We start from the raw sequence: 13,733 nt of genomic DNA on the forward strand, positions 1-13,733 counted from the left end.
GATGTGTAAAAGAGACAGAGTGAGCACCGTCCCACGCGTCGAGGTCTTCTGAAGGCGGCCGGCGGGCTGTCCGCAGCTGCGGCCCTGGGTGGCGCGGGTGTCCTCGCGTCGGCTGCGCCGGCCGCGGCGGCCGGCGACGGCTTCGGCCTGCGCATCGTCGACCACAACGAGTCCGACCCCCGCATGTGGTACTACCGGTTCGCGACGGACGCCATCGGGTGGGACCCGGGCGTCAACGTCCTGCTCCCCGACGGCTACCACACCAGCGGCCGCCGGTACCCGGTCCTGTACCTCTTCCACGGTGGCGGCGTGGACCAGGACTTCATCACGTTCGACCGCTGGGGCATCCGGCAGCTGACCGCCGGGAAGCCGATCATCGTCGTGATGCCCGACGGCGGGCACGCCGGCTGGTACTCGAACCCCGTCACGTCCAACGTCGGTCCGCGGAACTGGGAGACCTTCCACATCGCGCAGCTGCTCCCCTGGATCGACGCCAACTTCCGCACCTACGCCGAGTACAACGGCCGTGCCGTGTCGGGCTTCTCGATGGGCGGCTTCGGCGCGCTGAAGTACGCGGCCAAGTACTACGGGCACTTCGCGTCGGTGAGTTCCCACTCCGGTCCGGCCAGCATCCGCCGCGACTTCGGTCTCGTCACCCACTGGGCCAACGCGTCCTCGGCCGCGCTGGACCTGGCCGGTGGCACCGTCTACGGCGCCCCGCTGTGGGACGAGGCGCGGGTGAGCGCGGAGAACCCGGTCGAGCGCATCCCGAGCTACCGCAACAAGCGGGTCTTCCTCGTCGCCGGGGTCAGCCCCGATCCCGTCAACTGGTTCGACACGGTCAACGAGACGCAGGTCCTCGCCGGGCATCGCGAGTTCCGTGGCCTGCTCGGGCAGGCCGGGATTCCGCACGAGTGGCACGAGGAGCCTCGGGGCCACATCTTCCGCGACTACATGTTCCGCCGGGACCTCGACGGCGTCATCGCCCGGCTCCGCAAGGCGTAACCGGCGCGAGCGGACGCGGGAACGGCGGCGGCGGGCGCCGTCTCCTGGCACCCTGGTGCTCCAGCCGGGTGGCGAAGTGCGGGGAGGTGGGCGGGATGCCGGAGCGCGGGAAGATCGGCGCGCGGGTCGCCGGGAGGATTCGGCGGGACTTCCCCGAGCCGGAGGTGGCGTCCCGGGTGTGCGCGCTGCTGGAGGAGTGGGGCGACGCCTGGCCGCTGGAGGCCCGGCGGGTGCAGGCCGCGATCGTCCTGAAGGCGGCGGGCGACGTGGACACGCTGGTGGCGCTGGTCGACCTGGCGCACGTCGACTACCGGGACGCTCTGATGGCGACCGGCTTCGCCGACGAGGACTGGCGGGAGCGCATGGAGGCGGCGTTCCGTTCCGGGTGAACGTGCCTCCGGCGTCGCGCCGGGGAACGGCACCGGGGAACGTTGCCCGCGCAGGCGCGTGGGGCCGGAGGCGCGAGAACGCCTCCGGCCCCACGCGCGCGCATCGCGTCAGAGCAGCCGCTGGACCACGTCGGTGAGGATGCCGTCCTCCTCGAAGCCGAGCGTGCCGTCGGTGTAGGCCTCGCTGCAGACGGACTTGGTGATGGCTTCGTGGGCGGTCGCCCGGGTCTTCTCCTTGCAGTAGCGGGACTCGTCGGCGGTGGCGGCGCCGGACGCGGCGACGACGAGGAGCGGTGCGGCCAGGGCGCCGGCCACGGCGGTGCGAAGGGCAGTACGCATCGTGTGGAAATCCTTGTCTGGGAAGGGAACTTACGTGCCCGTGCACGCTACCCTTTCGTCAGGTTATTTCCCTTTCATCCTTTCAGTGGCACGCGTGACGTGCTGTCCATCGCCGCAGGTGAGGCGGGCGCACCCGCCCGCACACCACCCGCACGGGCGGCGACCACCGCGGGTACGGCCCGCAGGTTTCGGTCCGCCGTTCGGGGACACCGGGAACGGGAACCACGACCGTGCGAGAACCCGTAGGCTGCCCGCGGGCGCACCGTCCGTACGTCCGCACCGCACCTCCCCGGAGGCCAGGCATGCCCGCGCCGACCCAAGCCGCCCCCACACCCGGCTCGTCACCGAGACCCCCGCTGGGCGCCGAGCTGGACGCGCTCCTCGCACGGGTCTCCGACGGGGACCGGGACGCCTTCACCGCCCTCTACGGCTGCGTCGCCGCACCCGTGTTCGGGCTGGCCCGCCGGGTGCTGAGGGACGCCGCGCATGCGGAGGACGTCTGCCAGGACACCCTGGTCGAGGTCTGGCGCACGGCGGCGCGGTTCGACGCCCAGCAGGGCAGCGCGCTGACGTGGGTGCTGACGCTGACGCACCGGCGCGCCGTGGACCGCCTGCGGACGGTACGGGCCGCCGCCGAACGGGAGCACCGGGCCGGGCTGCTGGCCTACGCGGTGCCGTACGACGAGGTCGCCGAGGAGGTGGAGCGCCGCGAGGAGCACACGCAGGTGCGGCACTGCCTGGAGACGCTCACGCCCCGCCAGCACGAATCCCTGACGCTGGCCTACTACGGCGGCTTCACCTACCCGGAGGTCGCGGAACGCCTCGGCCTGGCCCTGGGCACGGTCAAGTCGCGCATGCGCGACGGCCTGTACCGGCTGCGGGACTGCCTCCGCACGGCCTGACCGGCACTTCGGCCGGGGAGGTCAGCCCTCCAGGGCCGGCGACGCGTGCCCGGGTGCCGGCGCCAGCACGTGGCGGGCCGTACGGGCGAAGGCGTCGGTGACGGCGGCACGGGAGCGGAGCGCGTCGGTGCGCCCGGACGGTTCCCCGCGCGCGACACGGCGGAACTCCTCGCCGATGGCGGCGACCACCTCGGCGCCCCGCGCGGCCACGGCGTCGGGCCCGGCGACCTGGAGGCGGACGAACGCCTCGTCCACCGCCCGGCGGGCGGCGAAACCCGCCTCCGCGTCGGGGGCGGCGCCGGGTGCCGCGGTCCAGGCGGCGTCGAGCGTGCGGTAGGCGCGGTCGGCCTCGGCGAGGAACCGTTCGCACGCCTCGCGGCACAGGTCGCGGTGTGCGGCGGCCCGCTGCTCGGCGCGCTCCTCGCGGGCCAGTTCCCGCTGGTGCCGGAGCTGGCGGCCCGTCACCCGAGCCGAGACGACTCCGGTCAGCCCGGCGGCGGTCAGCGTGGAGACCGAGGTGATCAGCGCGACGGCGACGGTGTCGTTCACGTCCTGCATTCTCCCGCCGCCGCTCGTGCGGCCCTGCGGCACCCCCGTCGCACCGATGGCCGTAACGGCACCCGACGGCGACCGGGCCCGCGCCCCGGGCCATCGGTGTGACGGGGGTGCGCCGTTCGGATGGGGGCGGCGCTCCCGGCGCGAACCGCGCCTGCGGGACGGCAATGACTCGGCCCGACGTACGACCGCCAGAAGGGCGGGCGCGCCGAAGGGTGAGGGCGATGCCGATGGCTGCAACGGGATTCGGGACCGATGCGCCGTCCCGCGCACGGGACGCGCGCAGGGGCGGGAGGCGCCGGGCCGCGTTCGCGGCCGGCGTGCTGACCGCGGCGAGCCTGCTGACGTTCGGGGGTGCCGGCACCGGCACCGCGCAGGCGGCGCCGGAGCTGTGCTTCGGCCGTACGGCCACGGTGACCGGCACGACCGGGACCTCCGGCGACGACGTGATCATCGGCACCCGGGGGCACGACACGATCGACGGTCTGGGCGGCGACGACCTGATCTGCGGCCTGCGCGGCGTGGACGTGGTCGTCGGCGGGCCGGGGAACGACACCGTGCATGGCGGCGCCGGGCCCGACACCGTCGTCGGCGACTCGCTCAGCCTCGGCGCCGCGGCGAGCGGCGGCGGCGCGGACCGCCTCTACGGCGGGGCCGGGCCGGACGACGTCATCGGCGACGGATACGCCCCGCACGGCCGGGCCACCGGCGCGGGAGCCGACCGGCTCTCCGGCGGGCCCGGCCCGGACGTCCTGGTCGGCGACGCCAAGGGCACGCAGGCGAACGGCGGCGCCGCGGACACCCTGGAGGGCGACGCCGGGGACGACGTCCTGGTCGGCGACTCCGTCGCGGAGGACGGCGACGCGTACGGCGCCGGCAGCGACGTGCTGCGGGAGGGCGCAGGCTCCGCGGGGGCGGCGTTCGGCGACAGCGTGGCCTTCGTCGGTTCCGCGACGGGCTACGGCGGCCACGACGTGGTGGACCTCGGCGAGGACGGCGGCATGTTCGCCATCGGCGACCACCTCACGCCCGACGGTACCGCCGTCGGCTCCGGCGACGACATGCTGATCGGTGGCAGCGCGGCCGAGATGATGCTGGTCGGCGACAGCGCGGTCGGCGACGGCACGGCGGCGACCGCGGGCAGCGACACGGTGTTCGGCCGGGCCGGCGACGACACGCTGTTCGGTGACAACGCCGACAACACGGCCGTGCGCGCGGTCGGGACGGCAGGCGGCGCGGACCGCCTGTACGGCGGCGCCGGCAACGACCGGCTCGACGCCGGACCGGGCGCCAACCTGCTGGACGGCGGCGCGGACTCCGACGACTGCGGCCGTACGGCGTCGACGGCGACGGACTTCGCCACCTACTGCGAGGACGCGCTGCGCCCGCTGCGTGAAGCGGCCACCCTCGACGACGAGGTCGGCGCCGCGCAGGCCGCCCATCGCGCCCGCCTGCACGGCGCCAGCCCCTCGGCGGGGTAGGCGCACCCGGCACCACGCTCAGGTCCCCGCACCACGCTCAGGTCCGCCCGTCAGGCTCCCGCCCGGCGGGCGGACCGCTGTGCGTAGCCGAGCAGCGGGAGGCCCGCGAACGCCGTCCACAGGGTGGGGACGAGGCCGGGCGCGGCGGCGCATGCGGGAACGAGCAGCGCCAGGGCGACGAGCGGTCCGCGGACGTACCACAGCGCGGCCTGGATCGGACCGGTGTTACCGAACGGCGTCTCGGTGCCCAGCAGCAGACGCGTCGGCACGGGGCCGCGGCAGGCACTCACCAGTGCCGCACCGACCAGCGCCGGGACGGCGAGGAGAAGTTGCGCGGCGAGCGGGGTCCAGGCTCCCGCCGCGGCGAGGGCGGCGTTGCCGAGCCCCAGAAGGGTGAGCAGCGCGGCGGCGGGAACCACGGCGTGGGCGAGCGCGAGCCGGCCGGCGGGATGCGGCAGGTTGGCCCGGCGGCGCGGGTCGTCGTGCTCCACCCGCGCCGGTTCGGCGAGGCGGGCGGCGGCGAGGTAGGCGGCGCCGAGCGTGCAGGCGGCGACCGCCGGGGTCGGTGCGGCGCAGCTCGCGGCGAGCGCGACGCCGGACCACAGGGCCGCCGCCACCGGGTGCCGGGGGGCGCGCAGCAGGCCGGTGAGGTCGCGCCAGGGCACCACGAGGACGGCGGTCCGGGGCGGGGGGATCCGGAACCGGGGGCGTGCGGCGGTGGTGCGGAGCCCGGCCGTGGCGGTCACGGTCGCGCGGGCCTGCCGGAGGTCGAGCGAGGCGAGCGACGCGGCCACCCGGACGCCGGCGGCCGCCCGGCGCCGCAGCGCACGGGCGGGAACGCGGGCCGCCGCGCGGTCGGCCCGTGCCAGCAGGAGCGCGGTCGCACCCACCGCGGCTCCGGTGCCCGCCGGCCACCACCAGGTGCCCGGCGTGCCCGCTGCCGCAGCCAACGGCTGTACGGCCCAGCCCCACGGTCCGGACCAGAGCACCACGCCGGCCGGCAGCCCGTGCGCCGCGGCGAGTGCGAGGGCCGCACAGCTCGCCGTCACGGCCCCGCGGACCGCGCGACGCAGCCCGCGCGTGACGGCGGGCACGTCGTCGTAGCGCTCCACCAGCAGCCCGGCCGCCACCCCGGACGCGGCGGTGAGCAGCCCCGCCAGGGCCCCCGCCGCGACGAGAGCGGGCCCGCGGCCCGGGGTGAGGGCGGTCAGCGCGAAGCCGGCCATGCCGCCGGTCACCGCGCCGAGCGTCGCGGCGCGCGCGGCGGCGGCACGGAAGCGGGGGCGGAGCAGCGCCGCGCGCGGCACGGGCGCGGCCAGCAGCCAGTCGACGGTCGGCGGGTCGAGGCGTACCGGCCCGCGCCACCGGGCGTTCGCGGCCGCGAGGACCACGACGAGCAGGCAGACGGCGGCGGCGGAGACCGGGAGCAGCCCGGGCAGCACGTCGTCCGCCGCCGCCCGCAGCCGTCCCGTCTGCGCCTCCTGTGCCCCGCGCACCAGGTACGGCACGATCCAGACCGCCGCCACGAGCGCGCACCCGTAGACGAGGAGCAGCGTGTCGCGGCGACGGCGGGCCCGGCCCGGGGCGCGCAGCCGTCGCAGGTAGGCCGTCGCCTCGACGGGTCGGCCACCGGCGCCGCGCGGCGTCTCCTCAGCGGTCGCCGCGTGCATCGGCGCTCTCCGTGTCGGCGTCGGGGCGGACCCCGGGAACGGGGCGGTCCCCGGGCGCGGGGCGGTCCCCGGGCGCGGGGCGGTCCCCGGGCGCGGTTCCGTCGGCGCCGACGGGACGACCGTCCGCGAGGACGACGGTGCGCTCGGCGAGGGCCTCCGCGAGCGGCCGGTGGTGCGTCGCCAGCAGTACGGCCGCACCCGCCGCCGTGTGGGCGGCGAGGCGGTCCGTCAGGCGTGCGCGGGCGCCGGCGTCCAGCCGCTGTTCGGGCTCGTCGAGGACGAGCAGCCGGTGCGGCCGGACGAACGCGGCGGCCAGCAGGAGGCCCTGGGCCTGCCCGGAGGAGAGCGACGACGGAAGACGGTCGTGGAGCGCGGCCAGTCCGTGCTCCACGAGCACCCGCTCCACGTCGGCCTCCGCCGCGCGGCCTCCGCCGTGGGCGAGGGCGACCAGCATCAGGTGCTCCCGGACGGTCAGGTCGGGGTAGAACGCTCGGGCGTCCATCACGGTGGCGACGTCACGGCGGACCGACGGGTCGTCCTCGGTCACGGCGCGTCCGGCGAACCGGACCTGGCCGGAGGTGGGGTGCTCGCGGCCGCAGGCCAGCCGGAGCAGGGTCGACTTGCCGGACCCGTTGTCGCCGAGCAGGGCGACGCACTCGCCGGGACGCAGGTCGAGACCGACGTCCCGCAGCACCTCGTGCTCGCCGTACCGGTGGCCGACGTCCCGCATCCGCAGCAGCGGTTCGTCCGGTGTGTGGGGTCCTCGGGTCACACGTGCCGAGGCTACCGGCACGCGGCGGACGCGGTGTTCAGTCGGCGACCAGGCGGTTGGCGGGTCGGCCGGCGTCGCGCAGGGTGGCGTCCAGTGGCTCGTACACCGCCGCACGCAGGACCGTGGCGAGCGGAACGCCCGCGTCCAGGGCCTCCTCGGGCGGCAGCGTCCACGCGCGTTCGGCGTCCCGCTCGGCGTAGCGCCACCCGGGGCGTGGGGCGTCCCACGGGTCGCGGCCCCGGCGGAACTCCGCGGTCAGGCCCGGCCAGACGGGCGGCGACGGGCCAGGCGTGGCCGCGCTGCGGTATCACGTGGCGGCGCAGGAGCGGGGCGGGGAAGACGTCGGGACATTCGGTCGGCCCCGGTGGGCGTGTCAGCCGAGGGCGGCGGTCTCGGCGGCGATGGTGGTGTCGGGGCCGTGGCCGGTGTGGACGGTGGTGTCGGGCGGGAGGGTGAGGAGGCGGGCGCGGATGGAGGCGACGATGACGTCGTGGTCGCTGTAGGAGCGGCCGGTGGCGCCGGGGCCGCCCTGGAAGAGGGTGTCGCCGGTGAAGACGGCGCCCAGGGCGGGGGCGTGGAAGCAGACGGCCCCGGGGGCGTGGCCCGGGGTGTGCAGGACGAGCAGTTCGGTGCCCGCGACGTCGAGGCGCTGCCCGTCGGCGAGGTCGGCGTCCCAGTGGTCGTCGGGGTGGGTGAGTTCCCACAGCGGACGGTCGTCGGGGTGCAGGAGGACCGGCGCCCCGGTGGCGGCGCGCAGCCGGGGCGCGACGCGGACGTGGTCGTCGTGGGCGTGGGTGCACAGGATCGCCTTGACGTGCCGCCCGGCGACGGCCTGCAGGATGCGGTCGGTGTCGTGCGGGGCGTCGATGACGACGCACTCGCGGTCGTCGCCGACGATCCACACGTTGTTGTCGACGTCGTGGGTCTCGCCGTCGAGGCTGAACGTGCCGGAGGTGACGGCGTGGTCGACGCGCAGCGAGGCGGAGGGGGTGGTCACAGGATCACCACCGAGCGGAGGACGTCGCCACGGTGCATGCGGTCGAAGGCGGCCTCGACGTCGTCCAGGGCGATGCGTTCGGAGACGAACGCGTCGAGGTCGAGTCGGCCCTGCCGGTAGAGGTCGACCAGCAGCGGGAAGTCGCGCGACGGCAGGCAGTCGCCGTACCAGCTGGACTTGAGCGAGCCGCCGCGTCCGAAGACGTCCAGCAGCGGGATGTCGGGGAAGGACATGTCGGGGGTGGGCACGCCGACGAGGACGACGGTGCCGGCGAGGTCGCGGGCGTAGAAGGCTTGTCGGTAGGTCTCGGGGCGGCCGACGGCCTCGATGACGACGTCGGCGCCGAAGCCGCCGGTGAGTTCGCGGATCGCCTCGACGGCGTCGGTCTGCGCGCCGTTGACGGTGTGCGTGGCGCCGAGGCCCTTCGCCCACTCCAGTTTGCGGTCGTCGACGTCGACGGCGATGACGCGGGAGGCGCCAGCCAGGCGGGAGCCGGCGACGGCGGCGCTGCCGACTCCGCCGCAGCCGATGACGGCGACGTTCATGCCGCGGCCGACCCGGCCGGTGTTGAGGGCGGCGCCGATGCCCGCCATGACGCCGCAGCCGAGAAGACCGACGGCGGCCGGGGAGGCGTCGGGATCGACCTTGGTGCACTGGCCGGCGTGCACGAGGGTCTTCTCCGCGAAGGCGCCGATACCGAGCGCGGGGCTCAGGGGTGTGCCGTCGGCGAGGGTCATCGGCTGCGCGGCGTTGTGGGTGGCGAAGCAGTACCAGGGCTGCCCGCGCAGGCAGGCGCGGCACTGCCCGCACACCGCACGCCAGTTGAGGACGACGAAGTCGCCGGGTGCGAGGCCCTCGACTCCGTCGCCGACGGCCTCGACCACGCCGGCCGCCTCGTGGCCGAGGAGGAACGGGAAGTCGTCGTTGATGCCGCCCTGCCGGTAGTGCAGGTCGGTGTGGCAGACGCCGCAGGCCTGGACCCGTACCAGGGCCTCGCCGGGGCCGGGGTCGGGGACGGTGATCGTCTCCACGGTGACGGGTGCGTCCTTCTCCCTCGCCACGACGGCACGTACCTGTTGCATCCGGCTGCTCCTGTCGTTCGCCGCTGGTGTCGTCCCACGGGTGCGCGTGCCCATCCTCCCCGCACTCACCCCTCCCGACGCGGGAGACACACGGCCTTCTCAACGGCCGAGGGCGAGAGCGGCGAAGGTGGCCAGCCAGTGGCCGAGAGTGAAGTCGTCCCCGTCCGTGGCGGGGAGCGCGACGTGCAGGTGGGCGTCGGCGGCGGCGTCCAGTGCCGCGCGGCGCGGGTCGCCGGGCGGGAGGGCGGCGGCGACGGCCTGCAGGGCGGCCGCACGATGCAGGCAGAGGCCGAGCAGGTGGCCGATCTGCGGGTCGGCGGGGTCGGAGACCTCGGGCGGCGGCAGTTCCTCCGGCCGGCCGGAGGAGAGTTCGGGCAGGAAGGCGGTGAGCCAGGTGGCGAACCGCGGAGGCTGCAGAACGCGGCGCATCACGTCGGCCTCGGCGAGCAGCGGGGAGAGGAAGTCCTGGCCGGAGGGCTCCCAGCGCAGCGCGGCGTCGTGGTCGTCGGCGAACCAGGTGTGGAGACGGGCGCCGACGGGTGCGGCGAGTTCGGCGACACCGGCGGCCGCTGCGCTGTCGAGGACCAGGCCGAGCGCGAAGGCGCTGTTGGCGTGGGTGCCGTGACGGACGGGATAGGTGGCCCTGGGCAGCCAGTCCAGGAACAGGCCGGCGACGGTGCGGGCGGCGGGGGTCAGGGCGGACGCCCAGCGCGCGCCGTCCGGGGTGCGCAGGGCGGCGCACTCGGCGGTGAGCAGCAACAGCCAGGCCCAGCCGTAGGGGCGTTCGAACGAGGGGTGGGCGCGCAGGTAGGCGGCCTCGGCGTCCAGCGCGGCGGGGGTGAGGTGGGCGTCGAGCGCGGCCGTGACGGCACCGGCCGGGATGCGGTCGGGGTGGTGGCGCAGGAGGCGGACCAGCAGCCAGTGCATGTGGACGGCGGAGTGCCAGTCGTAGGCGCCGTGGAAGGCGGGGTGGAGGTCGCGCGGCGGGACGAGTTCGTGCGGCCCGGCGAGGAGGTGTGCGGGCGCGTTGGGGTACTCGCGGGTGATGTTGGCCAGCGCCGTACGGGCGAACGCGGCGGCGTACGCGGCCAGGTGCGGACGGCCGGACGGGGGGCGGCCCGGTGCGGTGCTCAATGCGTCGCCCCTTCGACGGTGTGGAGGTCCGTGGTGGTGCCGAGCGCGGCGGTGAGGATCGCCGCGAGGCCGGTGGCCATGTCGCGGGGCGCCATCGAGGGCGCACCCACGGCGGCCACCTGGTGCGGGGCGTACGGGACGTGGACGAAGCCGCCGCGCAGGGCGGGGCGTTCGGTGGCGATGAGGTGGGACAGCCCGTAGAAGACGTGGTTGCACACGAAGGTGCCGGCGGTCTGGGAGACGGACGCCGGGACGCCCGCCGCGCGGGCGGCGGCGACGCACGCCTTGACGGGCAGCGCGGCGAAGTAGGCGGCGGGCCCGCCGGCCACCACGGGTTCGTCGAGGGGCTGCCGGCCGGCGTTGTCGGGGATGCGGGCGTCGTCGACGTTGACGGCGACGCGCTCGACGGTCAGGTCGGGGCGGCCGCCGGCCTGGCCGACGCACAGCACCAGGTCCGGGTCGCTGCGGACGATCGCCTCGCGGCGTTCGGCCAGGGCCGTGCCGAACACGCAGCTCAGCCGTGCGGTGACGAGCCGCGTGCCGGGAGGCGGTGCGGCGTCGAGGAGACGCACCGCCTCCCAGGAGGGATTGGTGCGCTCGCCGCCGAACGGTTCGAAGCCGGTGACGAGGACGCGTGCCGGTCCGTCCGGGGTGCTCATGCGCGAACCTTCCTGGGTGACGGCGGTGGCGGGCGGGTCGTGACGGCGGGCGGGCGGCTGGTCAGAAGGCGAAGAGGTAGATGATCGCGATGTTGCAGCAGAGCATCACGGCGGCCGTCGGCGCCTGTGCCTTGATCGGCCCGTACTGGTCCTCGAGTTCGAGCAGCGCGGCCGGGACGAGGTTGAAGTTGGCGGCCATCGGGGTGACGAGCGTGCCGCAGAAGCCGGCCAGCATGCCGACGGCGAGCACGGCGGCCGGGTTGCCGTTCATCTGCTCGATGAGCACCGGCCAGCCGACGGCCGCGGTCATGACCGGGAAGGCGGCGAAGGCGTTGCCCATGATGACGGTGAACGCGGCCATGCCGACGCAGTACAGCGCGACGGCTGCGAGCAACTGCCCTTCCGGCAGCACCGCTTCGGTGATGCGGCGGACCTGGTCGCCGACGCCGGCCGTGGAGAAGATCGAGCCGAGGACGGCCAGCAGCTGCGGCAGCAGCAACGCCCAGCCCATGGCCTCCAGCAGACCGCGGCCGGCGTGCACGGGGACGGAGGGGCGGCGTTCGCGCAGGATCCACATGCCCACCCCGAGGGCGACGATCGCGCCGATGCCGAGGCCGAGGATGGTCTCGCTGTTCTCCTCCAGGACCGGGGTGCCGCCGATGCTCCACTCCGAGACGAGCACCGCGCAGAGGACGGCGACGAGCGGGATGGTGAGCGCGGGGACGAACAGCTTGTTGCGGAAGCGGGCGGCGAGGGCGACGCGCTGCTTCTCGTCGGTGGTGTCGGGCACCCCGCGCCCGGTGAAGCCCAGGCCGCCCAGAACGATCATGACGAGGACCGCGACGCCCAGCGGCGCGGCGGGCGCGGAGCCGTCCTCGACCCAGGTGCTGTAGACGAACGCGATCCCGATGAGCCCCCAGAAGGCCGCTGTGCCCAGCCGTTTGGGGTTGCTGCGGTCGAACGCCATCTGGACGGCCATGCCCAGGAACGCGGCGCCCACCAGCCAGTAGAACCACTCGGACTTGATCACTTGGCGTTCTCCTCGTGTCCGGAGGTCTCCGCCCGGGGGCCGGGAACGGCGGTGCCGGCGGCAGCCAGTTCGGCGTCGAGCCGGCCGTCGAGGCGCAGCAGCCGGAAGCCGTGCACGAAGAAGGCGCAGACGGCGGTGGGAATGGCCCACAGCGCCAGTGACAGCGGCTCCAGGTGAGTGCCGTAGGCGCTGTTCACGAAGCCGGTGATGAGCAGGATCGAGCCGATGGCGAGGAAGCAGTCCTCGCCGAAGAAGAGGCCGACGGTGTCGGACGCGGCGGCGTGCGAACGGACCTTCTCCCGGACGCGTGCGGGCAGTGGGCGGCCGCCGTTGCGCCGCTCGGCCGCCGCCTCGGCCATCGGGGCGATCATCGGCCGCACGCTCTGCGCGGGGCCGCCGATGGTCTGGAGGCCGACGGCGGCGGTGAGCTGCCGGACGAACAGGTAGAGGGTCAGGAAGCGGCCGGTGGTGAGCCGGGCGAGTTTCCCGATGAGGGTGCGGGCCTGCTGCTGGAGTCCGTAGCGCTCCAGCAGGCCGATGACGGGCAGGGTGACGGCGAAGATCGTCACCGCGCGGCTGGAGGCGAACCCCTCGCCGAAGGCGTCGAGGATGCCGAGAGGGGAGAGCCCGCCCAGCAGCCCGGTGACGATCCCCGCCACCCCGACCACCAGCAGGGGGTTGCGCCGCGTGGCGAACCCGAGGATCACCACGAGGACGCCGAGCAGAACGATCATGCGCCGTCGGCCCTTCCTGACTCGGTACACGCCTCAGCGGTCGCGTGAAGCGAATTCCGGGAAGGCTAGAGGATCGTTCAACGATCCGACAAGAGGAGGAACGACACCTCTGGAGTGAAGGGTCGGCGAAGAAAGAGGAGGCCGTGAAAGGGGGCCGCGGGGACGGGCCGGGGACGAGGGAGCTCGCGAAGGCGGAGAGCTCAGACTCCGGGGACGGCCGACTCGGCGTACGCCTCGATCAACTGCCGCCGGGAGTCCTCCAGGTAGAAGCCGAGCATGCGCTCCGCACCCGCCGCGTCCCCCTTCTCCAGCATCCCGAGGAGTTCGCGGTTGCGCGTCAGATACGGCTCGTGGAAACGCCGCGGGTCGCCCATCACGTGGAACGCCAGGCGGAGTTCGGCCAGCACGCCGCGCATCAGGTCGTCGGTGCGCACGCTCTGCGCGAGCCCCGCGACGGCCTGGTGGAAGTGGATGTTGGCGGTGGCGCAGCCCGCCCAGTCCCCCCGCTCGGCGGACTCCTCGCCCTCGCGCAGCGCCGCTCGCAGCCCTTCCAGCGGGAACGGGGGCTCTTCCAGTCCGCGCACCGCGGCGCACTCCACGAGCCGGCGCACCCGGTAGATGTCGACGATGTCCGCCGCCTCGAGCACGCGCACGAAGGTGCCGCGGTTCAGCCGGTGCACGAGCAGCCGCTCGTGCGTGAGCAGACGGAACGCCTCACGCAGCGTGTTCCGGGAGACGCCGAGCGCACCACCGATCCGCTCCTCGGAGAGCCGGACGCCCGGCCGGAACAGCCCCTGGGCGATACGCTCGCGCAGGATGGCCGCAACCCGCTCCGCGGTGCTGGTGCGCCCCAGCAGGGCGCGATCGGCGGCGAGTTCCGACAGGTCCAGGTCGGCACCGGACGCCACGGGGGATTCGGCGGTCATGCACCCAGTCAAACCCGAAACGCGGAACGTGACAACACACCTCTTGCCGGATCGTTGA

15 protein-coding genes are annotated in these 13,733 nt (G+C 75.0%); 4 read left to right on the plus strand and 11 right to left on the minus strand.

Annotated features, from left to right (window positions below; translation table 11 throughout):
* Nucleotides 1-48: 48 nt before the first annotated feature.
* Together RM572_RS27170 and RM572_RS27175 are read left to right on the plus strand one after the other, a co-directional pair.
* Nucleotides 49-1,005: an alpha/beta hydrolase gene (locus RM572_RS27170; RefSeq protein ID WP_311676063.1), complete on the plus strand. Its 957-nt coding sequence runs from the start codon at nt 49-51 to the stop codon at nt 1,003-1,005.
* A 95-nt stretch (nt 1,006-1,100) separates the two neighbouring features.
* Nucleotides 1,101-1,394, plus strand: coding sequence for a hypothetical protein (locus RM572_RS27175; protein ID WP_311676037.1), 294 nt, complete (start codon nt 1,101-1,103; stop codon nt 1,392-1,394).
* Between the two features lie 108 nt (nt 1,395-1,502).
* On the opposite strand, the gene RM572_RS27180 is transcribed toward RM572_RS27175, so the two are convergent.
* Nucleotides 1,503-1,733 carry a hypothetical protein gene (locus RM572_RS27180; protein WP_158687399.1) on the minus strand — a complete coding sequence of 77 codons (231 nt, stop codon included), beginning with the start codon at nt 1,731-1,733 and terminating at the stop codon, nt 1,503-1,505.
* Between the two features lie 302 nt (nt 1,734-2,035).
* Here RM572_RS27180 and sigK point away from each other — a divergent pair, with 302 nt between their 5' ends.
* Nucleotides 2,036-2,635 (plus strand): ECF RNA polymerase sigma factor SigK, encoded by a 600-nt coding sequence (gene sigK, locus RM572_RS27185; protein WP_311676038.1) that lies wholly within the window; start codon nt 2,036-2,038, stop codon nt 2,633-2,635.
* Nucleotides 2,636-2,656: 21 nt separating this feature from the next.
* On the opposite strand, the gene RM572_RS27190 is transcribed toward sigK, so the two are convergent.
* Nucleotides 2,657-3,184, minus strand: a complete 528-nt coding sequence (locus tag RM572_RS27190; RefSeq protein WP_311676039.1) for a hypothetical protein — start codon at nt 3,182-3,184, stop codon at nt 2,657-2,659.
* A 236-nt stretch (nt 3,185-3,420) separates the two neighbouring features.
* Between RM572_RS27190 and RM572_RS27195 the strand changes: the two genes are divergently transcribed.
* Entirely contained in the window at nt 3,421-4,671 is a 1,251-nt protein-coding gene (locus RM572_RS27195; protein ID WP_311676040.1) for a calcium-binding protein, read from the plus strand.
* A 50-nt stretch (nt 4,672-4,721) separates the two neighbouring features.
* On the opposite strand, the gene RM572_RS27200 is transcribed toward RM572_RS27195, so the two are convergent.
* From RM572_RS27200 to RM572_RS27240, 9 genes are all read right to left on the minus strand, one after another.
* Nucleotides 4,722-6,341 carry a DUF6297 family protein gene (locus tag RM572_RS27200; protein WP_311676041.1) on the minus strand — a complete coding sequence of 540 codons (1,620 nt, stop codon included), beginning with the start codon at nt 6,339-6,341 and terminating at the stop codon, nt 4,722-4,724.
* Nucleotides 6,322-7,113 carry an ABC transporter ATP-binding protein gene (locus tag RM572_RS27205; RefSeq protein WP_311676042.1) on the minus strand — a complete coding sequence of 264 codons (792 nt, stop codon included), beginning with the start codon at nt 7,111-7,113 and terminating at the stop codon, nt 6,322-6,324. The genes RM572_RS27200 and RM572_RS27205 overlap by 20 nt, the downstream gene beginning before the upstream one ends.
* A gap of 373 nt (nt 7,114-7,486) precedes the next feature.
* On the minus strand, nt 7,487-8,110 hold the full coding sequence (locus tag RM572_RS27210) for an MBL fold metallo-hydrolase (RefSeq protein WP_210732813.1): 624 nt from the start codon (nt 8,108-8,110) through the stop codon (nt 7,487-7,489).
* Nucleotides 8,107-9,192 carry an S-(hydroxymethyl)mycothiol dehydrogenase gene (locus RM572_RS27215; protein ID WP_311676043.1) on the minus strand — a complete coding sequence of 362 codons (1,086 nt, stop codon included), beginning with the start codon at nt 9,190-9,192 and terminating at the stop codon, nt 8,107-8,109. The genes RM572_RS27210 and RM572_RS27215 overlap by 4 nt, the downstream gene beginning before the upstream one ends.
* Before the next feature lie 99 nt (nt 9,193-9,291).
* Nucleotides 9,292-10,326 carry a DUF2891 domain-containing protein gene (locus RM572_RS27220; protein WP_311676044.1) on the minus strand — a complete coding sequence of 345 codons (1,035 nt, stop codon included), beginning with the start codon at nt 10,324-10,326 and terminating at the stop codon, nt 9,292-9,294.
* Nucleotides 10,323-10,985, minus strand: a complete 663-nt coding sequence (gene pcp, locus RM572_RS27225; protein ID WP_311676045.1) for a pyroglutamyl-peptidase I — start codon at nt 10,983-10,985, stop codon at nt 10,323-10,325. Before pcp ends, RM572_RS27220 begins: the two co-directional genes overlap by 4 nt.
* Nucleotides 10,986-11,046: 61 nt before the next feature.
* Nucleotides 11,047-12,015: a DUF979 domain-containing protein gene (locus tag RM572_RS27230; protein ID WP_311676046.1), complete on the minus strand. Its 969-nt coding sequence runs from the start codon at nt 12,013-12,015 to the stop codon at nt 11,047-11,049.
* Nucleotides 12,012-12,749, minus strand: a complete 738-nt coding sequence (locus tag RM572_RS27235; RefSeq protein WP_311676047.1) for a DUF969 domain-containing protein — start codon at nt 12,747-12,749, stop codon at nt 12,012-12,014. Before RM572_RS27235 ends, RM572_RS27230 begins: the two co-directional genes overlap by 4 nt.
* 200 nt (nt 12,750-12,949) lie before the next feature.
* Nucleotides 12,950-13,675, minus strand: a complete 726-nt coding sequence (locus RM572_RS27240; RefSeq protein WP_311676048.1) for a GntR family transcriptional regulator — start codon at nt 13,673-13,675, stop codon at nt 12,950-12,952.
* Between the last annotated feature and the right edge of the window lie 58 nt (nt 13,676-13,733).

The organism is Streptomyces hazeniae (assembly GCF_031845485.1).
GTDB classification, from domain to species: Bacteria; Actinomycetota; Actinomycetes; order Streptomycetales; family Streptomycetaceae; genus Streptomyces; species Streptomyces hazeniae.